20 protein-coding genes are annotated in these 23,298 nt (G+C 68.3%); 15 read left to right on the forward strand and 5 right to left on the reverse strand.

Annotation, left to right across the window (positions count from 1 at the left end; all coding sequences use genetic code 11):
* Window positions 1-10 precede the first annotated feature (10 nt).
* The 7 genes from IG75_RS0102950 to IG75_RS0102980 all read left to right on the forward strand — a co-directional run bounded on the left by IG75_RS0102950 (window position 11) and on the right by IG75_RS0102980 (window position 8,734).
* Window positions 11-1,048 (forward strand): LLM class F420-dependent oxidoreductase, encoded by a 1,038-nt coding sequence (locus IG75_RS0102950; RefSeq protein ID WP_030519573.1) that lies wholly within the window; start codon window positions 11-13, stop codon window positions 1,046-1,048.
* Window positions 1,045-2,532 (forward strand): acetyl-CoA acetyltransferase, encoded by a 1,488-nt coding sequence (locus IG75_RS0102955; RefSeq protein ID WP_030519574.1) that lies wholly within the window; start codon window positions 1,045-1,047, stop codon window positions 2,530-2,532. Before IG75_RS0102950 ends, IG75_RS0102955 begins: the two co-directional genes overlap by 4 nt.
* A 121-nt stretch (window positions 2,533-2,653) precedes the next feature.
* Window positions 2,654-2,968, forward strand: coding sequence for a hypothetical protein (locus tag IG75_RS0102960; RefSeq protein ID WP_030519575.1), 315 nt, complete (start codon window positions 2,654-2,656; stop codon window positions 2,966-2,968).
* Window positions 2,969-2,994: 26 nt separating this feature from the next.
* A complete protein-coding gene (locus IG75_RS0102965; protein ID WP_030519576.1) occupies window positions 2,995-3,471 on the forward strand; it encodes a Zn-ribbon domain-containing OB-fold protein in 477 nt (158 codons plus the stop codon).
* A complete protein-coding gene (locus tag IG75_RS0102970) occupies window positions 3,468-4,652 on the forward strand; it encodes a thiolase C-terminal domain-containing protein (RefSeq protein WP_030519577.1) in 1,185 nt (394 codons plus the stop codon). Before IG75_RS0102965 ends, IG75_RS0102970 begins: the two co-directional genes overlap by 4 nt.
* 27 nt (window positions 4,653-4,679) lie before the next feature.
* Window positions 4,680-6,125 carry an aldehyde dehydrogenase gene (locus tag IG75_RS0102975; RefSeq protein ID WP_030519578.1) on the forward strand — a complete coding sequence of 482 codons (1,446 nt, stop codon included), beginning with the start codon at window positions 4,680-4,682 and terminating at the stop codon, window positions 6,123-6,125.
* A 29-nt stretch (window positions 6,126-6,154) separates the two neighbouring features.
* Complete coding sequence (locus IG75_RS0102980) at window positions 6,155-8,734, forward strand: CaiB/BaiF CoA transferase family protein (protein WP_030519579.1); 2,580 nt, start codon at window positions 6,155-6,157, stop codon at window positions 8,732-8,734.
* Window positions 8,735-9,297: 563 nt separating this feature from the next.
* On the opposite strand, the gene IG75_RS0102990 is transcribed toward IG75_RS0102980, so the two are convergent.
* Together IG75_RS0102990 and IG75_RS0102995 are read right to left on the reverse strand one after the other, a co-directional pair.
* Window positions 9,298-10,449, reverse strand: a complete 1,152-nt coding sequence (locus IG75_RS0102990; protein WP_030519581.1) for an acyl-CoA dehydrogenase family protein — start codon at window positions 10,447-10,449, stop codon at window positions 9,298-9,300.
* Window positions 10,450-10,579: 130 nt separating this feature from the next.
* The gene (locus tag IG75_RS0102995; RefSeq protein ID WP_030519582.1) at window positions 10,580-11,749 is read right to left on the reverse strand and encodes an aromatic ring-hydroxylating oxygenase subunit alpha; all 1,170 of its coding nucleotides are present in this window, start codon (window positions 11,747-11,749) and stop codon (window positions 10,580-10,582) included.
* A 154-nt stretch (window positions 11,750-11,903) separates the two neighbouring features.
* Between IG75_RS0102995 and IG75_RS0103000 the strand changes: the two genes are divergently transcribed.
* From IG75_RS0103000 to IG75_RS0103010, 3 genes are all read left to right on the forward strand, one after another.
* Window positions 11,904-12,827 carry a GNAT family N-acetyltransferase gene (locus IG75_RS0103000; RefSeq protein ID WP_030519583.1) on the forward strand — a complete coding sequence of 308 codons (924 nt, stop codon included), beginning with the start codon at window positions 11,904-11,906 and terminating at the stop codon, window positions 12,825-12,827.
* Between the two features lie 181 nt (window positions 12,828-13,008).
* Window positions 13,009-13,833 carry a mycofactocin-coupled SDR family oxidoreductase gene (locus tag IG75_RS0103005; protein WP_030519584.1) on the forward strand — a complete coding sequence of 275 codons (825 nt, stop codon included), beginning with the start codon at window positions 13,009-13,011 and terminating at the stop codon, window positions 13,831-13,833.
* Window positions 13,834-13,848: 15 nt separating this feature from the next.
* Entirely contained in the window at window positions 13,849-15,342 is a 1,494-nt protein-coding gene (locus tag IG75_RS0103010; RefSeq protein WP_030519585.1) for an aldehyde dehydrogenase, read from the forward strand.
* A gap of 88 nt (window positions 15,343-15,430) precedes the next feature.
* Here the strand turns inward: IG75_RS0103010 and IG75_RS0103015 are convergent, their stop codons facing one another.
* Genes IG75_RS0103015 through IG75_RS0103025 form a run of 3 tightly spaced genes read right to left on the reverse strand, consistent with a single transcriptional unit; the run spans window position 15,431 to window position 17,833 of the window.
* Window positions 15,431-16,081 carry a TetR family transcriptional regulator gene (locus IG75_RS0103015; protein WP_030519586.1) on the reverse strand — a complete coding sequence of 217 codons (651 nt, stop codon included), beginning with the start codon at window positions 16,079-16,081 and terminating at the stop codon, window positions 15,431-15,433.
* Between the two features lie 33 nt (window positions 16,082-16,114).
* Entirely contained in the window at window positions 16,115-17,026 is a 912-nt protein-coding gene (locus tag IG75_RS0103020; protein WP_030519587.1) for an alpha/beta fold hydrolase, read from the reverse strand.
* A gap of 21 nt (window positions 17,027-17,047) precedes the next feature.
* On the reverse strand, window positions 17,048-17,833 hold the full coding sequence (locus IG75_RS0103025) for an SDR family NAD(P)-dependent oxidoreductase (RefSeq protein ID WP_030519588.1): 786 nt from the start codon (window positions 17,831-17,833) through the stop codon (window positions 17,048-17,050).
* Window positions 17,834-17,987: 154 nt separating this feature from the next.
* Here IG75_RS0103025 and IG75_RS0103030 point away from each other — a divergent pair, with 154 nt between their 5' ends.
* From IG75_RS0103030 to IG75_RS0103050, 5 genes are all read left to right on the forward strand, one after another.
* Window positions 17,988-18,938 carry a PDR/VanB family oxidoreductase gene (locus tag IG75_RS0103030; RefSeq protein ID WP_030519589.1) on the forward strand — a complete coding sequence of 317 codons (951 nt, stop codon included), beginning with the start codon at window positions 17,988-17,990 and terminating at the stop codon, window positions 18,936-18,938.
* Between the two features lie 31 nt (window positions 18,939-18,969).
* Window positions 18,970-19,761 (forward strand): enoyl-CoA hydratase-related protein, encoded by a 792-nt coding sequence (locus tag IG75_RS0103035; protein ID WP_030519590.1) that lies wholly within the window; start codon window positions 18,970-18,972, stop codon window positions 19,759-19,761.
* Window positions 19,762-19,965: 204 nt separating this feature from the next.
* Window positions 19,966-20,832: an SDR family NAD(P)-dependent oxidoreductase gene (locus IG75_RS0103040; protein ID WP_030519591.1), complete on the forward strand. Its 867-nt coding sequence runs from the start codon at window positions 19,966-19,968 to the stop codon at window positions 20,830-20,832.
* Between the two features lie 40 nt (window positions 20,833-20,872).
* On the forward strand, window positions 20,873-22,390 hold the full coding sequence (locus IG75_RS0103045) for a class I adenylate-forming enzyme family protein (protein WP_030519592.1): 1,518 nt from the start codon (window positions 20,873-20,875) through the stop codon (window positions 22,388-22,390).
* Window positions 22,391-22,395: 5 nt separating this feature from the next.
* Window positions 22,396-23,256 (forward strand): enoyl-CoA hydratase-related protein, encoded by an 861-nt coding sequence (locus IG75_RS0103050; RefSeq protein WP_030519593.1) that lies wholly within the window; start codon window positions 22,396-22,398, stop codon window positions 23,254-23,256.
* Window positions 23,257-23,298: the final 42 nt, after the last annotated feature.

A 23,298-nucleotide genomic window follows, 5' to 3' on the forward strand; every position in this document is an offset into this window, starting at 1 on the left:
GGTGGTGAGGATGAAGGTCGGAATCGCGGCCGGCTACTGGGGCGCGGGGCCGCCGCGGCGGATGGCGCAGACGATCGCCGAGGCCGAGGCGCTGGGAGTGGACAGTTTCTGGACCGCGGAAAGCTACGGTTCCGATGCCCTGACACCGCTGGCCTGGTGGGGTGCGAGCACCGAGCGGATCGCGCTGGGCACCTCGGTGTGCCAGATCTCGGCCCGCACGCCGACGGCGCTGGCAATGGCCGCGCAGACCATCGACCACCTCAGCGGCGGCCGGCTCATCCTCGGCATCGGAGCGTCCGGCCCCCAAGTGGTGGAGGGCTGGTATGGCCGCCCGTACCCGCGGCCGCTGGAACGCACTCGCGAGTACGTCGAGATCATGCGCGCGGTGTGGGCACGGGAAGAACCGGTGACGTACCAGGGCCGGCATTACGAGCTCCCGTACCCGGACGGCACCGGACTCGGTAAACCGCTGAAATCGATCGTGCATCCGCTGCGCCGCGACATTCCCGTCTACCTCGGCGCCGAGGGCCCCAAGAATGTGGCCCTGGCCGCCGAGATCGCGGACGGCTGGACCCCACTGTGGTTCTCCCCGAAGACCGACGATTTCTACCGCGCCGCGCTCGCCGACGGCTTCGCCCGGCCCGGAGCGCGCCGGAGGGCCGAGGATTTCGAGGTGGCCAATATTTGCTGGCTGGTCGAGCACGAGGATGTGGAACGCGCCGCGGACCGGCTCAAACCGGTGATCGCGCTGTACGCGGGCGGGATGGGCGCGAAGGAAGCCAACTTCCACAACGACGTGTTCGTCCGGATGGGCTGGGGCGATGTCTGCGCCGAAATCCAGAAGCTGTACCTGAGCGGCCGGACCGACCACGCGGCGCAGGCGGTGCCGACGGAAATGGTGGAGGATGTCGCGCTCATCGGACCGGTCGACAAGATCTGTGAGGACATCGTGAAACGCTGGAAACCCACCTGCCTGACCACACTGATACTCGGCGGTTGGCCCCGGCCCGAATCCCGGGAGCGGATTCTCGAGGCGGTGCGGTCGTGACCCTGGATCCACGGACCCCGGTACTCGTCGGCGGCGGTCAGATCAGCGACCGCGCGGGTGGCCGCGAACCGGTCGACCTGATCGCCGACGCGGCACGGCGTGCGGCCGACGAAGCCGGCAGCGCGAAACTGCTCGAACTCGTCGACTCGGTGCGGATCGTCGGGCTGCTGTCGTGGCGCTACCGCGACCCCGGTGCGCTGGTGGGCGACCGGATCGGCGCCGAACCCCGGCATACCGGATACACCGGCAGCGGCGGCAGCACCCCGCAGGTGCTGGTCAATGCGGCCGCCGAGGATATCGCGGCCGGACGGACCGATGTCGTTCTGATCGGCGGTGCCGAATCGTGGCGGACCCGGATGAAATTGCGCGCCGAAGGGATCCGACCGGACTGGACGGTGCAGGACGAATCCGTACCGGCCGCGCCGATCCTCGTTCCCGAGGTGCCGATGCGTTCGGAGACCGAGATGCGGGCCGGGCTGGACCGACCCGCGTATATCTACCCCCTGTTCGAACAGGCACTGCGGCTCGGCGCCGGCCGGTCCATCGCCGAACATCGCGACGCGATCGGCGCGCTGTGGGCGGGGTTCAGCGAGGTCGCCGCCCGCAACCCGTATGCCTGGACGCCGCGTGCGCACACCGCCGCGGAGATCGCGACGCCCAGCGCCGCGAACCGCTGGATCGCCGCGCCCTATACCAAGCTGATGAACTCGAACAATATGGTCGAGCAGGGCGCCGCGCTGCTGCTGTGCTCGGTGGAGACGGCCACGAGACTCGGTATCGCCCGGGAGAACTGGGTGTTCCCGCAGTCCGGCACCGAGGCCCACGACACCGGCGATATCGCCGCCCGCGGCGCCCTGGACCGGTCCCCGGCCATCCGCCTCGCGGGTGCCCGCGCACTGGAGCTGGCGGGGGTCGGGCTCGACGATCTCACCCATATCGACGTCTACTCGTGTTTCCCCTCGGCCGTTCAGGTGGCGGCCCGGGAGCTCGGCCTGGCGACCGACGATCCGAGCCGGTCGCTGACCGTCACCGGCGGGCTGACGTTCGCGGGTGGTCCGTGGAACAACTACAGCACCCACGCGATCGCGGCCATGGCGACCCGCCTGCGCGAAGCCCCGGGCACCTACGGTCTGGTGACCGCGAACAGCGGCTATCTGACCAAACACGCGTTCGGGGTGTACCGCACCGAACCGCCGCGGGCCGGGTTCCGCCGCGACGATGTCCAGGTCGCGGTGGATCGTGAACCGACCGTCCGCGCGGAGCCCGGATACACCGGACCCGCGACGGCCGAAGCGTGGACCGTGGTCTACGACCGTGCGGGTGAGCCCGAACGTGGCCTCCTCGCCGCACGCACGCCGGACGGTGGCCGGACCCTGGCATCCACCGTGGAACCCGGGGCCGTGGCCCGCCTGCTCGCGGCCGAGACGGCAGGGGAGTCCGTGGTGATCTCCGAAGACGGAATTTTCCGGTTCGAGACCGATTAACCGGGTCGTGGCAGGGCCGTGAACTCGAACATTGACCAAAAATACCTAACGACATAAGGTAAAAGTCGAAGGGTTCCCGAGTCGCCGAGACCGGCGCCCCGGGGGAGCGAGGAGAAAAGATATGTCCGCGGAGGATTTCCGCACGCTCTACGAGCGGCACGTCGGCTATGTCGTCGCCGGCGATATGAAGGCCGCTCTGGCCGATATGGTGCAGGAGAATCTGCCGGCGGTCTTCGAGAGCGTCACCGTGCCCCGAGGCGCGGTGAACGGGTACGAGATCAAGTCCGTGCGGGCCGAGGGCGAGAAGCAGATCGGGGAAACGGTCTACGACACCCCGGACGGTGTGATCGGCCTACGGTCCATCTGGGAACTGCGTGACGGTGCCTGGAAGGCTGCCGCGCTGGAGAATTTCCCGGTGCCGGGAGACCCGGCGTGAGCGGGGCGGACCCGGCGACGGCAGCGCTGCCCGACGGCACGAGCGCGCCTGCATCAGAGGAGGCGACTCCGCGTGACTATCCCTGGGGTCCTGCCGAGGACGGGCTCGACCAGCCGTATTGGGACGGTCTGGTCGCGGGTGAGCTGCGGTTGCAGCGCTGCGGGAACTGTCAGGAGTGGATCTGGGGGCCGCAGTGGATCTGCGGGGCCTGCCACACCTTCGACCCGGGCTGGGAATCCGTCGAGCCGGTGGGCACCGTCTACAGCTGGTCGCGCAGCCACTACCCGTTCATCACCGAACTCGCCGACCACATTCCCTACGTGACGGTACTGGTGGAACTGCCCGCCGCCGGGCACCGCCGGGTGCTCGGCATCCTCACCGACGACGACGCAGCGGACGTCCGGATCGGTGAGCGGGTCGTCGGGCATATCGAACTCGACGAAGGCGCGACCTGGCCGCTGCTGCGGTGGCGGCGCGACACCACAGAAGGAGCACGGTCGTGACCGATGCGTTGCTGCGCGGGGCCGCCGCGGTCGTCGGCGTCGCGGATATCCACTACAAACGCGGCGCCGCGCCGCACGGCGAACTCCGGATGACCCTGGAGGCGATCGTCGCGGCCTGCGCCGACGCCGGGATCTCACCGCGCGAACTCGACGGTTTCGTGTCCTACGCCGGTGGCGGCCACGACGGCGCGATACTCGGCGGCGCGCTCGGTGTCGAAGATGTGCGCTGGTCGAACATGATGTGGGGCGGCGGGGGCGGTACCGTCGCCGCCGCGATCAACAATGCGGCGGTGGCCATCGCCACCGGCCAGGCCGAGTGCGTCGTGGTGTTCCGGTCGATGGCCCAGGAGGACACCGGCCGGCTCGGCTACGCGAAGTACTTCTACGGACCGCACTACCTCGCGCACGGAGTCGGCTCACCCGCCCAGGTGTGCGCCCTGCGCACCCAACGGCTGCTCGAACACGACGGGGTGCCCCGCGAAGCGATGCGCGCCCTGGTCCTCGCCGCGTACCGGCACGCCCAGAACAACCCGGAGGCCGCCGGATACGGCAAACCGCTGAACGAACAAACCTACGAAGCCTCCCGGATGATCACCGAGCCGTTCCATCTGTTCGACTGCTCGCGGGAGAGCGACGGTGCGGTCGCGCTGGTACTGGTATCGGCCGAACGCGCCCGCAGCATTCGCCCCGACGCCGCCTATGTCCTGGCCGGTGCGCAGGGTGCGCCGGGCGGCTATTCGTCGATCATCGACAACGACGACCTGTACACCAGCGCGGGTTTCGCGGGCCGGCCCGGCCGGCCCGGTGTGGCCGACCGGCTCTGGGCCGCAGCGGGTCTCGGTCCCGGCGATATCGATGTCGTGCAGGTCTACGAGAACTTCAGTGGTCCCGCCGTGGCGGCATTGATCGACCACGGCCTGGCGCCGGCGGGCCCGGCGGCGGGGGAGGTGCTCACCGTCGACAACCTGACCGCGGGTATCGGCAAGCTGCCCGTCAACACCAGCGGCGGCAATATCGCCGACTCGTTCGTCAACGGTATGGGCCTGGCCGTCGAAGCCGTCCGGCAGATCCGCGGCACCTCGACCAATCCCGTGGCGGACGCGCATCTCTCGCTGTTCATCGGCGGGCCGATGGCGCCCCTGGTCAGCTCCACCCTGTTCGGCCGCGAAGAAACCCTCTGACCACCCGCGCACTACCCGAGGACGGATATGGACACCACCCTGGATCGCCGCGCGCTGTTCATCGACGGCGAATGGGCGAAACCGCAGACCGATGCCACCGTCGAGGTGATCGAGGCGGCCACCGAAAAGGTGCTCGGCGTTTCCGCACTGGCACAGACCGCCGATATCGATGCGGCCGTGGCCGCCGCCCGCCGCGCGCTACCGGCCTGGCGTGCGCTGAGTTCGACCGAACGCGCGGAGCATCTCGACCGATTCGCCGCCGCCCTGCGCGGCCGGGCGAAAACCACCGCCGCGCTGGCCAGCCGCGAGAACGGTATGCCCATCTCGTTGTCGATCAATGTCAACGGGTACGCCCCGAGCCTCATGGTCGGCTACTACGCGAACGCGATCCGCGGTACCGAACGCGACGAGGTGCGGCCGAGCGCGTTGGGGGGCCGCACGGTGGTGCGCCGGGACTCGGTCGGTGTGGTCGCCGCGATCACGCCGTGGAACTACCCGCAATCGCTGGCGGCGATGAAACTTGCGCCCGCACTGGCCGCGGGGTGCACGGTGGTCTTGAAGCCCGCGCCCGAAACAGCCTTGGATGCCTATATTTTCGCTGATGCCGCGGTGGAGGCGGGTCTGCCGCCCGGTGTTCTGAACGTCGTCGTGGGCGGGCGGGAGGCCGGCGCCCACCTGGTCGAGCATCCGGGCGTCGACAAGGTCGCCTTCACCGGCTCCACGGCCGCCGGGCGCGCCATCGGTGAGGTCTGCGGGCGGTTGCTGCGGCCGGTCACCCTCGAACTCGGTGGTAAATCCGCGTCGATCGTCGCCGACGATGCCGATCTCGACGTGTTCGCGGCGAACCTGCTCGAGGTCTCGCTGGTGAACAACGGCCAGACCTGCCACGCGGGCACCCGCATTCTCGCCCCCCGCAGCCGTTACGCGGAGGTGGTGGAGGCCGTCACCGAAACCGTGCGCAACCTGCGTATCGGTGATCCGCAGGACCGCGCGACCCAGATCGGCCCGCTGGTCAGCGCCGCCCAGCGGGACCGGGTCCTCGGCTTCATCGAATCGGGCCGGTGGGACGGCTACCGCATCACCACCGGCGGCGGTATCCCGGCCGACCAGCCCACCGGCTGGTACGTCGAACCGACGGTATTCGAGGGCGTGCACAATGCCGCGCGGATCGCCCAGGAGGAGATCTTCGGACCCGTACTGACCATCACCCCCTACGACGGTGAAGCGGAGGCGATCGAAATCGCCAACGATTCCCGCTACGGGCTCGGCGGCACGGTATGGACCGCCGACGAGGAACGCGGCCTGGCCCTCGCCGACCGGATCGAATCCGGCACCGTCGGCGTGAACCACTACCAGCTCGACCTGGACGCGCCGTTCGGCGGCGTCAAGGAGTCCGGTGTGGGCCGTGAACTGGGTCCGGAAGGGCTCGCCCCCTACTACACCGCGAAATCCGTCTACTTCGGCACGCGGTGAGCACGATGACAGATGGAACGGAGTCGACGATGATCCTCCCGCTGCACGGCGTCCGTGTCCTGGACCTCACCGACGGACTGGGCGAGTCCTGCGGCCGCTACCTCGCCGATCTGGGTGCGGAGGTGATCCGCGTCGAACAACCCGGCGGGTCGTACTCGCGGTCCGCCGAACCTGTTGTCGACGGTGTGAGCATTCCGTTCGCGCTGCGCAATGCCAACAAGCGGGCCGTCACCGCCGACCTCACCACCGAGGCCGGCCGCGAGCGGTTGCGCGAGCTGGCCGCCACGGCGGATATCCTTGTCGAATCCCAGCCCCCCGGCCGGTTGACCGGGCTGGGTGTCGGAGCCGACGAGATACGTTTCGGCGCAACGGGTTTGGTCTGGGTTTCGATCAGCGGTTTCGGCCAGGACGGCCCCTATCGCCACTGGCAGGCCACCGAACCCGTCCTCTACGCTCTCTCGGGCGTGCTGTCCCGGTCCGGTGCGCCCGGTGCGGAACCGCTGCTCCCGCCCGCCGGGCTGATCGAGGAGACGGTGGGCGTCCACGCCGCCTGGGCGGCATTGCTCGCCTACCACCGCCGCCTCGACACCGGTCAGGGCGATACCGTCGACCTCTCCGCCTTCGAGACGATCGTGCACGGTTTCGATCCCGGTTTCGGCACCCAGGGCTCGGCGGCGGCCGGACGTTCGGAAGATTTCCCGCGCGGCCGCCCCGACGCGGCGAACTTCTATCCGGTGTTCCCCTGCCGCGACGGTCAGGTCCGCATCTGCATGCTGGCGAAACGACAGTGGCGCGGTATGTTCGAATGGCTCGGCTCCCCAACGGAATTCGCGGACCCGAGATACGACACCATCCCCGCCCGCTTCGCCGCGGCGGACACCCTGCACCCCTTGATCGCAAAACTCTTCGCCGGATACACCCAGGCCGAACTCGTGGCCGAGGGCGCCCGGCGCGGTGTCCCGGTCGGCGGAGTACACACGCTCACCGAGGTACTCGAAACAGAACACTTCGCCGAATCCGGTGCCCTCGCGGACACCGAGATCGGTGCGGGTCTGCGCGCACGGGTCCCCTCCGGCTATGTCTCGTTCGACGGCCACCGGGCCGGATTCCGCACACCCGCCCCCGAACCCGGCGAGCACGACACCGCCGAACTCGTACCTGAGCACACCGAATCCTCCGTGATCACCCGCACCGGCAGCGCCACGACCCACCGCGAAACATCCGGAATCGATGCCGGCGGAACGGACCCCGTGCTCACGGGCCACCGACCGGAAGATCCGGCCCGCACCGGTGAAGCGCGGCTCGGCGTGGGCTCCGCGGATTCCGGTGCCGACCGGCGCGTTCCGGCCCCCACCGCGGCCGACGCAACGGCGCCCCTTGCCGGCCTGCGCGTACTGGACCTGGGAGTCATCGTCTTCGGCGCCGAGCTGAGCCGGCAGTTCGCCGACTACGGCGCCGACGTGATCAAAATCGAGAACGCGAACTTCCCGGACGGCCTGCGCCAGTCCCGCCGCGGCTCCGCCCTCGCCGCCTCCGTCGCCTGGGGCCACCGCAACAAACGCAGCCTCGGACTCGACCTGCGCAGCAGCGCGGGCCTGGAGGTCTTCCGGCGGCTGGCCGCCGGCGCCGATGTGGTGCTCGCCAACTTCAAACCCGGCACCCTCGCCTCGATGGGCCTGTCCTACGACGTGCTCGCCGAGCTCAACCCACGCCTGGTCGTCTCCGAATCCAGCGCCTTCGGCAGCACCGGCCCATGGCGCGCCCGGCTCGGCTACGGCCCCCTGGTCCGCGCCTCGTGCGGCGTCTCGGCGCTCTGGCGCTATCCGGACGACGCGGAACTGCTGTGCGACGGCCAAACCGTTTACCCCGACCATATCGCCGCCCAGGTCACCGCGGTCGCGGTACTCGCCACGCTGATCGGCCGCCGCCGCACCGGCCGCGGCACGCATATCGAAGTGGCACAGGCCGATACGGCTCTCGTCCACCTCGGCACCCAGCTGGTGACCGAAGCGCTGCGCCCGGGTACGGTCACCGCCCCCGGCAACGCCGACCCGTACGCGGCCCCTAGCGGCGTCTACGCCTGCGCGGGGGACGACGAATGGTGCGTTGTCACCGTGCGTGACGACCACCAGTGGGCCGCACTGTGCGAGGTACTCGACCGTCCGGATCTCTCGTCGGACCCCCGTTTCTCCACCGCCGCACACCGTATCGCGAACAGGCCGGAACTCGATCGGATCGTCGCCACCTGGCTCCGCGACCGCGCCCCGCAGGAAGCGGCCGCCGAACTACAGGCGGCCGGCGTTCCCGCCGGTGCAATGCTGCGACTCCCGCAACTCCTCACCGACCCGCACCTGACCGCCCGCGCCACCTACACCCGTGTCGAACACGACCGCCTACCCATGACCCTGCCCGCCGCCGCCCGCGCAGCGGTGTTCACCGGTATCGCCGACCCCCCGACCCGCCAAGCGCCGCTTGCCGGCGAACACACCCGGGAGGTGTGTCTCGAGCTCGGGATGGACAGTACTGAGGTCGACGCGCTGATAGCGGCGGGAGTCCTGCAACCTTCGGCCCCGAGCACCGCGTCGATCCGGGAGCCTGCCACAGGGTAGTTGGCAGGCAAAATGGTCTCGGATAACTGGAATCGTGGCCCCGCCGAGGCGATGGAGGTTACGGGCCGGTGCGGAACCCAGGAGCGAGACGTGCTCCAGCAGACGGCGGCCGTCCTCCCGGCTGATCCATCTGCGACTGTCCGCCCTTGGGTGCGCCGGAGACGTGTTGCGCCTCCAGTTGCTCGACCATCACATCCGGGCTACCCACGCGGGTGTGGAGCACCTGTTCGCGTTGATCCGCCGGACGTGCACGGCGACGGAGTGGACGTCCATCGTGTCGCAGCACAGTACGGTTACCGGATCGTCTGGGCGGTTCGGCTGGATACCGGCCCACTCGCGTCCGCTCTGATACTCGCGGGAGCGGTAATGGAACACGAGGCGACAGCGGTAGTGGTGCCCTCCTTACCGGCCATCGACCACAGTGACCGGATCATGGCCGTTCGGGGTCATTCGGCCGTCATGGGCTCAGCGCGTGACGTAATAGCTTTACGGCCGCCGCTGAGCCCATAGAACCGGAGGAACCCGCGCGAAGGCATGTCTGACGGTTGGTCGGCGGCGACCGGTCAGGACTTCATCAGATCGCGGTGGATGATCTCCTTCATGATCTCGTTGGTGCCGCCGTAGATCCGCTGGATGCGGTGGTCCAGGTAGGCCCGCGCCACGGGGTACTCCATCATGTAGCCGTAGCCGCCGTGGAACTGTACACCGGCGTCGATTACGCGGCCCTGGAGTTCGGTGGCCCACAGTTTCGCCTTGGCGGCGTCCACCGCGGTGAGTGTGCCGTGGTTGTGTGCGCGGACGCAGCGGTCGATATAGGCCCGCGACACCTCGATCGCCGTCCGCAGGTCGGCGAGGGTGAAACCCATTCCCTGGAATTCGCCGATCCGTTTGCCGAACGCCGTGCGTTCCTTCACGTAGTCCATGGTCCAGCCGAATACCGCTTCGGCCGAAACCTGTGCCGCGATCCCGATGCCCAGGCGTTCCAGGGGCAGTGACTGCATCAGATAGGCGAAGCCGGCGCCGCGGTCACCGAGCAGGTCGGCGGCGGGGACCCGGACATTGTCGAAGAACAGTTCGGCGGTGTCCTGGGCGTGCAGGCCGACCTTGTCGAGTTTGCGGCCGCGGGTGAAACCGGGGGTGCCGTCCTCGACGACGAGCAGGCTGAATCCCTTGGAACCGGCCTGGGGATCGGTTTTGGCGAAGACGATCACCAGGTCGGCGAGGACACCGCTGGTGATGAAGGTTTTGGCGCCGTTGATGATCCACTCGTCCCCGTCGAGGACCGCGGTGGTGGTGACGGCGCGCAGGTCACTGCCCGCGCCGGGTTCGCTCATGGCGATCGCACCGATCGTCTCCCCGGTGACGAACCCGGGCAACCAGCGCCGGCGCTGCGCCTCATCGGCGTGCCGGAGCAGATAATTGAGCACGATATCGTCGTTGGTCGAGAAGCCGGATTGGAGTGCCGACGCGCCCACGCGGGCAATCTCCTCCTGGATGACCACCCGGTACCGGTAGTCGGTTTCCCCGGGCCCGCCGAACTCCTCCGGAACGGGGAGTCCGAGCAGGCCTTGGTGGCCGGCGGCGAGCCAGGTCGCGCGGTCGATCAGCCGCTCGGCATCCCATTTCTCGAGGTTCGGCGTGACGTGCTTGTCGACGAACCCGCGCACCGAGGCGCGGAACAGTTCGTGGTCGTTGTCGAAGAGATCGCTCTCCACTGTCGGGTTCTCCTTCGTATCGTGTACCCGGCCGGCGCTGGCCGTGCGTCTTCGGCTCAACGCCGTTTCGTGCGCCTCCGGCTCGGTTACGCCCACGCGCCCCGGCTCGGTGCCGGCCGAGTGCTCCCGCTCAGCGCTGAGCGAGCAGTTCCTGGACGCCGCGGCGGAACACCTGATTCGCGACTTCGTTGCGGCCCAGGATCATCCGCCCGGCATTGGCGCTGGCCATGCTCACCTGCGAATCGCGGAGCAGTGGGAAGTCCTCGGCGTGCAGGACGGCCAGCAGGATCTCCCAGTTCTTGTCCCACAACCGGGTCCAGCGTTCCTCGGTCATCTCGGTGTCCTCGACCTTCGGCACGATCAACCGCATCTCCATCCGGCTGCGCTGCGGGTCGGTCGGGTGGGGGCGGAAGGTGAGCAGTTGGAAATGGTCCGGCTGCCGCAGCAGGGTGCTGTTGGGTAGCAGGAAATGGGTTTCGGTGACGTGGTTCGCGAGGCTGCGGTCGCCGGGGTCCTCTTCGATCCAGCGGTCGATCGATTTGCGCGGGGCGATGAAGCGGCAGTGCCGGCCGAAATCGTCGAAGGCGAGCACATTGGTGTGGATGTGCTTGGCGGCGGTGTTCGGGTGCGCGTACTGGATGTGGTAGCCGTCGAGGAAGGCGTCCTGCATGATCTTCCAGTTCACCGGCTCGTCGAAACCTTCGCCGCGCACCGTGACCAGCGATTCGAGCCGGTAGGACGCGAGGACCGCGTCCATCTCCGGTCCGAGCCAGCTCGCGACGTCGATCTCGGCATCGGCGTCGTCGATCACCCAGATGAAGCCGTGCCGCTCCTCGGTCGGTAGCGAGATGAGACCCATCTCGGCGCGTTCGGCCTCACCGAAGGTGTTGTCGCGGGTGATGGTGCGCAGGCTGCCGTCGGTGTCGTAGGACCAGCGGTGATAGGGGCAGGAGAACAACCGGCAGCGGCCCTTCTCCTCTTTCTCGACCATCGCACCGCGATGCCGGCACAGGTTGACCAGCGTCTTGACGCCGCCGTCGCGCTGCCGGACCACGATCACATTGTTCCGGGGCAACTGCAGGGTGAAGAAATCGCCGGCGCGGGGGATCTCGGACGCGTGCGCGACGATGCTCGGTACCCGGCCGAAGACCAGATCGCGTTCGCGCTTGGCGACCGCGGTATCGGTGAACTCCTCCGGTTCGAACCAGGTGGTGTGCGCGAACTCGTCGGTGGTGTCGTTGCGCAGGTGGTCGAGGGTGCGGCGAATGCGTTCCTCGCGGGGTGCTCCGACCTCGGTCATCGGGTTACCTCCAATCTCGTGCTCGACGGCGTGACCGCCGCCGATCTCTGCTTAAATCTAAACCAGTTAGTTTTAGGTGTAAAGCTCCGGGCATTGCCCCGGAAACCGACTACCGTTAGATTTAGTGCCAGATTCCGCTCGTCGAGGAGTACGGATGATCTCTTACCGCTGGCGTCCCGAACTGGATGCCGAGGAGCTCGCGCAGATAACCGCCCTGATCGGCGACGCGGCCGGATGCGACGCCGAGGCCGGTTTCTCCACCATCGACGTGAGCGTGCCCGGCGAATGTTCACACGATGACGTCCGCATCGCCCACCTGCCGATCCGGGCCCGGCGCGATCTGAGCGTGCACGCGGATGCGCCGTGGCTGACGGTGGCCTATCTGAATCTGCGCGTGGATCCCGAGGGGGAGGGGGTCGTGCGATTCGTGGTGCACCCGGACTACCGGTCGCGTGGGGTCGCCACCCTTCTCGTCGAGGAACTGGGCCTGGACCTGACCGCGCCGGACGGCTGGTGCGGGACCGGTGCGCGGAGATTGCGGGCTTGGGCGTACGGCACGCATCCGGCGACCGAACGGCTCGCCGCCCGGTTCGATATCGCCGCGGTCGACCGGCGGTGGACGCTGGTGCGGCATCTGTCGGGCCCCTGGGCGCTCCCGCTGGGGGAGGCCGATCCTGGAACGCCGGAATCGGAAGCGGCCGGCGGGTGGGTCGCCGAGTTCGAGGCCGCGGTACTGCCGCGGTCGTGCCACGCGCCTCCGGTGTCCGAGTCCACCCGGGTGATCGCCGTTCGTGACGGGGAGGGCCCGGCCGGTCTGGTCTGCTTCGAGGCGCACACGGTTTCCTACGCCGAATTCCGCGGCGCCTGGATCCGGGTCGCGGCCGTCGCGCCGCGAGTCCGCGGGCGCGGACTCGGTTCGGCGCTGGTCACGCGCGCGCTGGTGGAGATGCGGGACGCCGGCGCGCAGGTGGCGCTGATCCGAGTCGATCCCGCCGATGAGCGCGCCGTCCGGGTATTGCGCCTGCTGTCTTTCGAGCAGGAGGAAACGCATACGCTGTTCGGCCTCGACGAAACATGAGATAAAGAACGTCATTTGTTTTCTGTTGACGAACGCGAATGTCCGCAGTACTTTGTTGTGACGCCACTCACAGCCGTTCGGTAGCGGGATTCACCCGCGGTGGCAGCCGGCGGGCCGTTGCTCCGGCCAGTGCCGTCCCGGCGTAGATCACTTCGAAAAACTCAGCGAGAGAAGGAAAGTCATGAAACGGCTCGACGGTAAGGTTGCCTTCATCACCGGTGTGGCGCGTGGCCAGGGGCGATCACACGCCGTCCGGCTGGCCGAAGAAGGCGCTGCGATCATCGGGATGGATATCTGCGCTCAGATCCCGTCGGTGTTCTACCCGATGGCCACCGAGGAGGACCTCGCCGAAACCGTGCGGCTGGTCGAGAAGGCAGGCGGCCGGATCGTCACCACCCTCGGTGATGTGCGCGACCGCGCGGACATCCAGCGCGCCTACGACGCCGGCGCCGCCGAATTCGGCCACGTGGACACCGTCGTCGCCAATGCCGGCATCATGCCCGTGCTGGACAAGGGCAGCGAGCCCCAGGCCTGGCACGACGCCGTCGACACCATGCTCACCGGTGTGTGGCACACGCTGGAGGTGACCGTGCCCGGCATGATCGACCGCGGTGCGGGCGGTTCCATCGCGATCACCAGTTCCGCCGCGGGCCTGCGCAGTATCGGCCTGAGCACCTTCCCCGGACAGGCCGGATATTCCGCCGCCAAGCACGGAGTCGTCGGGCTTATGCGGCTGTATTCCAAACAGCTCGCCAAACACTTCATCCGCGTCAACACCATCCACCCCACCGGGGTGAACACCCCGATGGTCGCCAACGCCGAGTACGGCGCCTTCGTCAACGCCAACCCGGATGTCGCCGACGACGACGCGTACAAGAACCCGATGCCGGTCGAGTTGATCGAGGCAGTCGATATCAGCAACGCCTTGGTCTTCCTCGCCTCCGACGAAGCCCGCTACATCACGGGCGTGACCTTGCCCGTCGACGCCGGCTACAACAACCGCTGAGAAAGGCACTGTGCCATGACAACCACCGACACCACCTTGTCCGCTCCGCCGGTCGCCGACCGGGAGCAGGTCTTCATCGGCGGCCGCTGGACCGAATCCACCGGCGACGAATGGATCGAATTGGTCGATCCGTGGAGTGAGCAGACCGCGGCCCGTATCCGTAGCGCCACCGAGCGCGATGTCCGGGACGCGGTGGACGCGGCCCGACGATCGTTCGACTCCGGGGTCTGGGCCGGTAAGTCCATGGCCGAACGAGCGGAGGTGATCGACGAGATCGCGACCCGGCTCGAACAGCGGCAGGACGAACTCACCACCATCGGCGTTCTCGAGGTGGGAATACCGGTGACGGTCAGTGCCGGTACCCAGCAGATGACCGCAGCGCTGTTCCGCGCCGTCGCGGAAGAAGCCCGCACCTTCGCGGTACGCGAGGACCGGCCGCGCGCCGATGGTGGGATCTCGCGCATCCTGGCCGAACCCACCGGTGTCGTCGCGGCGATCATCCCGTGGAACGGTCCCATCGGGACGATCGCGTTCAAGGTGGCGCCCGCGCTCGCGGCGGGGTGCTCGGTGGTGCTCAAGGGTGCGCCGGACGCGCCGCTGTCCCCGGCGGTATTCGCCGATGTGATCGCCGAACTCGTTGCCGAGGGTCGGATTCCGGAAGGCGTGGTGAGCGTGCTCATCGCCGACCGCGAAGTCTCGGAGACCCTGGTGACCAACCCCGGGGTCGACCACATCACCTTCACCGGCTCCACCGTGGCCGGGCGCCGGATCGCCGCGCTCGCCGGTGAGCGGATCGCGCGGGTCTCGCTGGAACTGGGTGGTAAATCCGCGGCCGTCATCCTGGACGACGCGGATCTGAACCACGTCCTGCAGTCGCTGCCGATGGGTGGATGTATGCAGTCGGGGCAGGCGTGTATCGCGCTGACCCGGGTACTGGTATCACGCAAGCGCCACGACGAGGTCTCCGCGGCGTTGTCGGCGGCCTATTCCGCACTGCCGATGGGCAATCCGTGGGCACCGGAGAACTTCCTCGGCCCGCTCGCCGGAGCGCGCCATCGCGAACGAGTGCAGGAGTACATCGATGCCGCGGTACAGGACGGCGCTACCGTCCTCACCGGCGGTGGGCGCCCGGAAGGGCTGGATCAGGGTTATTTCGTCGCACCCACCTTGATCGACGGAGTGCGCAACGATATGCGCATCGCCCAGGAGGAAGTGTTCGGGCCCGTTATCTCGCTCATCACCTACGAGGACGAGGACGACGCGGTGGCGCTCGCCAACGATTCGATCTACGGCCTGTCCGGTGCGGTGTACACCGAGGATCTGGAACGCGGTTACGCACTGGCCCAGCGGATTCGGACCGGGACTGTGAGTGTCAACGGGTCGGTCATCGATTTCACCCTGCCGTTCGGTGGCTACAAGCAGTCCGGTATGGGCCGGGAAGGCGGCGTCGAGGGACTCGCGGAGTTCTTCGAGACGAAAACGGTTCATATGCCCGCGCCCGCACAATAGCGACCGCGTACCCGCGCAGGAGCCGACACTGCGCCGGATCGGCCGGTACGAGGAAGCCCTCCTCGTGCCGGCCGAGTACGTTTCGGGATCAGGCGGATGCGGAGGTGGCCGGCACCGCGATCTCCGCGTCGCGCATCACACCGTGCAGGAAGCTGCGCACCATTTCCTCGAACAACTGCTTCGAGGTCTTGGTGTTCTCCGCCAGCGCGTCGGCCAGCACCGGCTGGGATGTCGCGTCGACATTCGGGAAGATCGTGGTCCGGGTGCTGGGGCCGCGCATCGCCTCGGTGAGTGCGGCACCCACGGTGATCCGCTCCATCCCGTCGAGGATCTGTACGTGCAGATGGGCCGGCACCCCCGAATCCGCGAGGAATCGCGCCGTTTCCTCGTAGGTGCTGATGAGCAGGTCCCGGGGCAGGTACTGCAGCAGGATCGGCGCGGCATTGCGATGCCGCAGAATCGAGCGGCGGAGATTCATCGCCAGTGCGACGAAGAACTCCGGCCAATCCGGGCCGGGCTTGCGACGCGGAATACTGCCCGCCCCGGCGATCTGGCGCGCGACGGCGGCCAGGATCTCCGACTTGTCCGCGAAATGGTGGTACAGGGAGGGCGCGCGCACCCCCAGATGTTTGGCCAGTCGCGGCAGGCTGAACGCGTCCAGGCCCTCGGTGTCGATGATCTCTATGGAAGCCGCCACGACCGAGGAGCGGCTGATCAGAGGTTGCGACGGGCGAGGCATAGGTGGCTTTCCGCTCGGGTGACGCCAGGCGATTTACCTAGCGGCGTGAGGTTGATCGTATCGTGTGGCCGGTCGGGGCTCCGGAAGCGGCACCGCCTCGTCGAGGAAGGCGAGCAGCCCCTCGGTCAGCACATCGTTGTCGTCGCCGCCGACCATATGCCCCGCACCGTCGACGGCGATGTGGCGGGCGTGTGGGATCAGTTCCAGTAGGTCGCGGACTCCCTCGGGTCCCACCACGTCCGATTGCCGGCCCTGGATCAGCAGGGTGGGGACGGTGATCCGCCGTGCGGCCGCCCGGGCCCGCTGCTCGCGGAACTCGGCTCGGTCGGGACCGTTGTCGCGGTGGCTGATCATTCGCGGATCCCAGTGCCAATACCATCGGCCGTCCCGCAGTCGGAGGTTCTTGCGCAGCCCGTCCGGGCGGGGCGGGCGTGGCCGGTGCGGGTTGTACGCGGCGACGGCCGCGGCGGCCGCGTCGAGCGAATCGAAACCGGACAGGCCTTCGCGCATGAAGGCGGTCACCCGGTCCACGCCGTCCGATTCGGCCATCGGCGTGATATCGACCAGTACCAGCGCGCGGGCCACGTCCGGTTGGGCGCCCTGGGCGAGAAGCCCGGCCATCCCGCCCATCGAGGCGCCGACCACCACCGGTGGCTGTTCGAAGCCGGCCGCCACAGCGACGAGATCCCGGGCGTGCGCGCCGAGGGAGTAGTCGCCGTCCGCGGCCCAGTCGCTGTCACCGTGGCCGCGGGCATCCAGGATCAGTGCGCGCCGGCCGTTGGCAGCGAGACGAAGACCCGTGCGTCGCCAGGAATGCCGGGTCTGGCCGCCGCCGTGCAGGAGCAGTACGGTGCCGCGGTCCTCGCCCGCCGGGGGATCGAAGCGTTCGGCGACGAGTCCGACGCCCGCGCCTCGCAGGCGGACAACAGTGCCGGTCAAGGTCATATGAGAGATCTCCTCTACTGCTCAGTGACCGGAGGTGCCGCCGTCGACGGCGAGTGTGGAGCCGGTGATATAGCCGGAGGCCGGACCGGCGAGGAACACGACCGCCGTATCGATCTCGCGCTGTGTGGCGGTGCGGCCGAGTGGGCACTCCCGCAGGAAAGCGTCGAGGGTGTCGTGGGACATCTCGCCGATCATGTCGGTGTCGACGAAACCCGGCGCTATCGCATTGACCCGGATACCTTTTCGCCCGGCCCACTGGTTCGAGAGATCGCGCGTGAGCCCGATGAGCCCCGCCTTGCTGGACGCATAGGCGGCCTGCGGCAGCACCGATTTGATCAGCCCGAGCATGCTCGAGATATTGACGATGCTCGATCCCGGCCGCATCACCCGCGCACATGCCTGCGCCATCCAGTACGCGCCGAACAGGTTCACCTCGAGCACGTTCCGGTAGTCGTCGGGATTCTCCCGGGTGGCCGGTGCGGTATGCGTGACACCCGCATTGTTGACCAGCACATCGAGCCGGCCGAACTTCTCGACGGCGGCGCGCGCCAGTGCCTCGCACCGGCCGGGGTCGGTGATATCGGTCGGTACCACCAGGCAGCGGCGCCCCCGGGTGGTGACGCCCGCGGCCACCTGGTCGAGTTTGTCTCGCCGTCGTCCCGCGACCACGATATCGGCGCCCGCCTCGGCCAGCGCATGGGCGAATCCGGCGCCGAGCCCGCTGCCCGCCCCGGTGACCACCGCCACGCGCCCGTCCAGGCGGAAGAGGTCCAGTACCGATCCACTCGACGGCGCCGCCGTATCCATCCGACCGGCTCCTTTCGTATCGTTGTTTAGCTAACAGTATTAGATTTACCATCGTAAGGGTTCTCGCGGGCGATCCGATCACGTGGCCCTTGCCATGAGATAATCTAACGCCATAAGATTTAACGAAGAGGGAATCTCGCGGACGGGAGCGGTGATGAGCGATAGTCGGACGACCCGCCGGATGTGTGTGGTCGGTAAGGAATCGGCCGCGGCAGGTGTCGTCACGGTGACGCTCGCCGAACCGGCCGGCGTGGCGGTGCCGGAGTGGGAGCCCGGCGCTCATATCGATCTCGTACTCGGTGACATCACCCGGCAGTATTCGCTGTGCGGCGATCCCGCGGACCGGTCGTCGCTGCGCGTCGCGGTGCTCCGCGAATCGAACGGGCGGGGCGGATCGGTCTATGTCCACGACAAGCTGGAAGTCGGTGATCTGCTCGAGGTCGGCGGCCCCCGCAACAACTTCACGCTGGTGGATGCCCCGGCGTATCTGTTCGTCGCCGGCGGTATCGGCATCACTCCATTGCTGCCCATGCTGCGTGTGCTCGCCGAACGAGGAAAGCCGTGGCAATTGCTGTACGGCGGGCGGTCGCGGGAGAGTATGGCCTTCGCCGCCGATCTGGCGAGCGCGTATCCCGAACAGGTCCGCGTGAACCCGCAGGACGAATACGGTCTGCTCGACCTGGCGACCGCGCTGGACGGTGCCGAACCGGGTGCCGCGGTGTACTGCTGTGGCCCGGAGCCGCTGCTGCAGGCGATCGAAACCGGTTGCCGGGAACGCGAACGCCTCACCCTGCATATCGAACGGTTCGCTCCCAAGGAAGTCACCGCGGCGTCCACCGACGCCTTCGAGGTCGAACTCGCGCGCAGCGGCAGGGTGGTGACGGTCGGGGAATCGGAATCGGTACTCGACGCCTTGCGGCGCAGTGGTGCCGAGGTCGACTTCTCCTGCCGGGAGGGCACCTGTGGAACCTGTGAGGTCGCCGTGCTGGCCGGCCGCCCGGACCACCGGGATTCCGTCCTGACCGAGGATGAGCAGGAGGCGAGCGACGCCATGATGATCTGCGTTTCCCGAAGTCGTACGCCCCGTCTTGTGCTCGATCTCTGACCTACCTCATTCGTCCGCTCCTGGAGGCACCGTGTCCCCGTCCGAACCCGCGGCACTGTACGAAGTGCGCGACCACATCGCCGTTGTCACGCTGAACCGGCCCGACGCCCTGAATGCCGTGAACTCGGCACTGTCGGCTGCGGCGGGGGCCGCGCTCGAGCGGGCTGCCGCCGACCCGGAGGTCCGCGTCGTGGTGATCACCGGCGCCGGCCGGGGTTTCTGCGCGGGCGCGGATCTGAAGGAGATCGCCGCCGGTCGCAGCGTCTACGACCCGGATCACCGGGAGTGGGACTTCGCCGGCATCGTGCGGCATTGGATCGGGAAACCGGTGATCGCCGCGGTCAACGGGTTCGCGCTCGGCGGCGGCACCGAGATCGTGCTCACCGCGGATCTCGCCGTGATCGACGAGAGTGCGGCGCTGGGGTTGCCCGAGGTCCGGCGGGGACTGCTCGCCGCCGCGGGCGGCCTGCTGCGGATCCACCGTCAGGTGCCCGCCAAGGTCGCCGCCGAGATCGCGTTCACCGGTGAGCCGATCTCGGCGGCCCGGGCATACGAACTGGGTCTGGTCAACAAGATCGCTCCGGCCGGTACCGCGCTGGCGGTCGCCCTGGAACTGGCGGCCGTGATCGCCGCGAACGCCCCGGTGTCGGTTCAGCAGAGCAAGAAGGTGCTGCACGAGAGCGCCGCCTCGGACACCGGTTGGTCGGCGGCGGAATGGGAGGTGAACCGTGCGGCCTCGAAAGTAGTCATGTCCAGCGCCGATGCCAAGGAGGGGCCGCGCGCGTTCGCGGCGAAGCGGGAGCCGCGGTGGACCGGGTCCTGACCGCCCGGATGGGTTGGTTTATCAAATTACAAATCTTGATTGACGTATCACAGCTACCTCTGTAGCGTGGGTCACACGGCGATCGTGTCCCCGCGGACGCCTCGGCTCGCACCGTGACTCGCTACCGGTGCACTCGACTCGAATCATCCAGAATCACCGACGCCGGAGACCCGGCCGTCGCTTCGTGGGCAAAGGAGCTCGCAGATGAAACTCCAGGACAAGGTCGCGATCATCACCGGTGGCGGCTCCGGCCTCGGCCGGCGGTCCGCTCAACTGTTCGCCGCCGAGGGCGCGCGCATCGGTGTGGTCGATATCGACCCGGAGCGCGCGAAGGGAACCGTCGAACTGGTGCGGGAGCAGGGCGGCGAAGCCATCGCCCTGGTCGCCGACGTCAGTAAGAAGGCCGAGATCACCGAGGCGGTGACCCGGACCGTCGCCGAGTTCGGAAAACTCGACATCATGTTCGCCAACGCGGGTGTCGTCTCCCGCGGCGGTGTCCCGTCGGTGGCCGGTGGCGAGCAGGTCGCATTCGAAGATCTCACCGAAGCCGACTGGCACCATGTCCTCGGCGTCAACCTGAGCGGTGTCGTGTACTCGGCGCAGGCCGCGGTCCCGGCGCTCGAGGCCAATGGCGGCGGCGTCATCCTCGCGACCTCCTCGGCCGCCTCGATCGCCGCCTATCACAGCATCGCGATGTACTCGGCCACCAAGGCCGGCGTCAACGGCCTGGTGCGCGGCCTGAGCCTCGACCTCGGCAGGCGCGGTATCCGGGTCAACGCCATCGCCCCGACCCACGGAATGTCGCCGAACTTCCTGGCCCCGGCCGGAACCCCGGTGGTCGGCAAGTCCTACGAGGAGGTCGCGGGTCCATGGGAACCGGCCGTCTCCCCGATTCCGCTGAAGCTGAACCGGCCGCCGTCGCTGCTGGACAATGCGCGCGCCGCGCTGTTCCTGGTGTCCGATGACTCCGCCTACATCTCCGGGGTCACCCTGCCCGCCACCGACGGCGGCACACTGTCCCGGGTCGCGATGTGGTTCGACGAGGACCGCGGCTTCACCGACGCCTCCTGAGCCGCCGGTCCCGACGCCGTACACAGAAGTAAGGACAACGATGGCTGCGACAATCGGGTCGGCCCTGTGCTGGTGGGCCGAGACCAAAGGAGATCAGCGGGCGCTGATCGTCGAAGACGAGACGCTGACCTACCGGGAACTGCAGGACTGGTCGAGCCGGGTGGCGCGGCAGTTGGCCGACACCGGGATCGCCCCCGGCGAGCGGGTGGGTGTGCTCGGCCCGAACTCGCTGATCTGGCCGGTGCTGGCGCTCGGGGTGCTCAAGGCGGGCGCGGTGCTGGTCCCGCTGAACCCCCGGCTCAAACCGCCCGAGTTGCGCAAAGTGCTCGACGACTCGGGTGCGGTGCTGGCCATCGCCCCGGCCGAATTCGCCGAAACCATCGCGCAGACCCGAGAGCTGGGCCGTGATTTCGCGGCGAAGTTCTTCGACGAGTTCACCGTCCTGCGGGACGGCGGCCGTGACGACTTCCGCGTCGACGTCGACCGGGACGACCCGGTCGCGCTCCTGTTCACCAGCGGTTCGACCGGTCTGTCCAAGGGCGTCGTCTGCACCAACCGGACGCTGCTCGATATCGTCTTCGAGGCCACGCTGACCGAGGAGGGTCTGCGCCCTGGCTCGACGTCGCTGCTGTTGCTGCCGCTGGTGTTCACGCCGGGCGTGGTCTGGGGGCTGGTCATGGCCGTGGTCCTGGGCAACACGCTGGTGGTCGAGAAAGAGCTGCGGCCCGAGCGCGCGGTCGCGCTCATCGGCGAGCACCGGGTGAACACACTGTTCGGCGTACCGCTGGTCTTCGAGGCGATCGCGCGCACCCCCGCCTTCGCCGACACCGATGTCTCCTCGCTGCGTACCGCCATCGTCGGAGGCGCGGCCGTCGCACCGGCACTTTTGCAGGCCTGGGCAAACAAGGGGGTGGAGTTGCGTCAGATCTACGGGATGACCGAAGCGGGCGGTGTCGCGACCGCGACCAAACGCGCCGAGGCATTCACCCACCCCGACACCTGCGGCACGGGATCGATCTTCACCGAATTGAAGGTGGTCCGACCGGACGGCGCCGAGGCCGAACCCGGAGAAGAGGGCGAGATCGTGCTTCGTGGACCGGGCGTCACCCCCGGTTACTGGAACGATCCACAGTCCACGGCGCAGGCACTGCGGGAGGGTTGGCTGCACAGCGGGGATCTGGGCACCCGAGACGGACGTGGGCGGGTCAAGTTCGTGGACCGGATGAAGGACCTGATCATCACCGGCGGAATCAACGTCTCCCCGGTCGAGATCGAACGGGCGATCGGCGAACTCGCCGGCGTCGAGGAGGTCGCGGTGATCGCCGCACCCGACGAGCGCTTCGGGGAGACACCGGCCGCCATCGTCACCGCCGCCGGTGAGGTCGATGCGGCGGCGGTGGTGGCGCACTGCGAGCGATTGATGGCCGACTACAAGGTGCCCCGCTATGTGGTGATCCGAGCCGAACCGCTGCCCCGGCTGCCCAACGGCAAACTGTCCAAGACCGCGGTGCGCGAGGAATACCGTGATGTCACCGAACGATTCGAGAAGGTGCGTTGAGTTCGATGACCGAAACCTCGGAAAGCTGCCCGGTACTACTCGAGCGGGATGGGGAGATCGCGATCCTGCGATTGCACCGGCCCGAGCGGTTGAACGCCTTCACCGAGGACATGTGCGAGCGGCTGCTCGCCGCCATGGACGAGGTCGATGCCGACGACTCCGTGCGCGCCGTGGTACTCACGGGGTCGGGACGGGCGTTTTGCGCCGGCGCGGACCTGGCCGCGGGCGGCGACACCTTCGTACTCGGCGGCGACCCGGTCACCGGTGATGCGCCGGCGGATCAGGGTGGTCTCGTGGCCTTGCGCTTCTACCGGTCCACCAAACCGATCGTCGCCGCGATCAATGGTCCGGCGGCCGGTGTCGGCGTCACCATGACATTGCCGGCCGATATCAGGATCGCCTCGGACACCGCGAAATTCGGCTTCGTCTTCACTCGGCGGGGCCTGGTCCCCGAGGCCTGCTCCTCGTGGTTCCTGCCACGGATCGTCGGCATCTCCACCGCGCTGGAATGGGCCCTCGGCGGACGTATGGTCAGCGCGGACGAAGCCCGGGAACGTGGTCTGGTGCGCGAGACCGTCCCCGCCGGTCAAGTGCTGGATCGCGGGCTCGAACTCGCCCGCGAGCTGGTCGGCGGAACAGCGCCGGTATCCGTCGCGCTCACGCGGAGCCTGCTGTGGCGGATGCTCGGTGCGGAAGCCCCCGAGGTGGCCCACCGCGCCGATTCCCTCGGTATCTACCTGCGAGGGACCTCCGGCGATGTCCGGGAGGGTGTCGAGTCCTTTCTGGCCAAACGCGACCCCCGGTTCACCGATCGCGTCTCCGCGGGCCTGCCCGACCTGTTCGGTGCCGCCGCACCGGCGCGCTGATTGCTACGATCACCGGGCTCGGCGTCCGGCCGAGTGGGCGAA

Origin of the sequence: Nocardia rhamnosiphila NBRC 108938 (assembly GCF_000720425.1) — a bacterium.
GTDB lineage: Bacteria > Actinomycetota > Actinomycetes > Mycobacteriales > Mycobacteriaceae > Nocardia > Nocardia rhamnosiphila.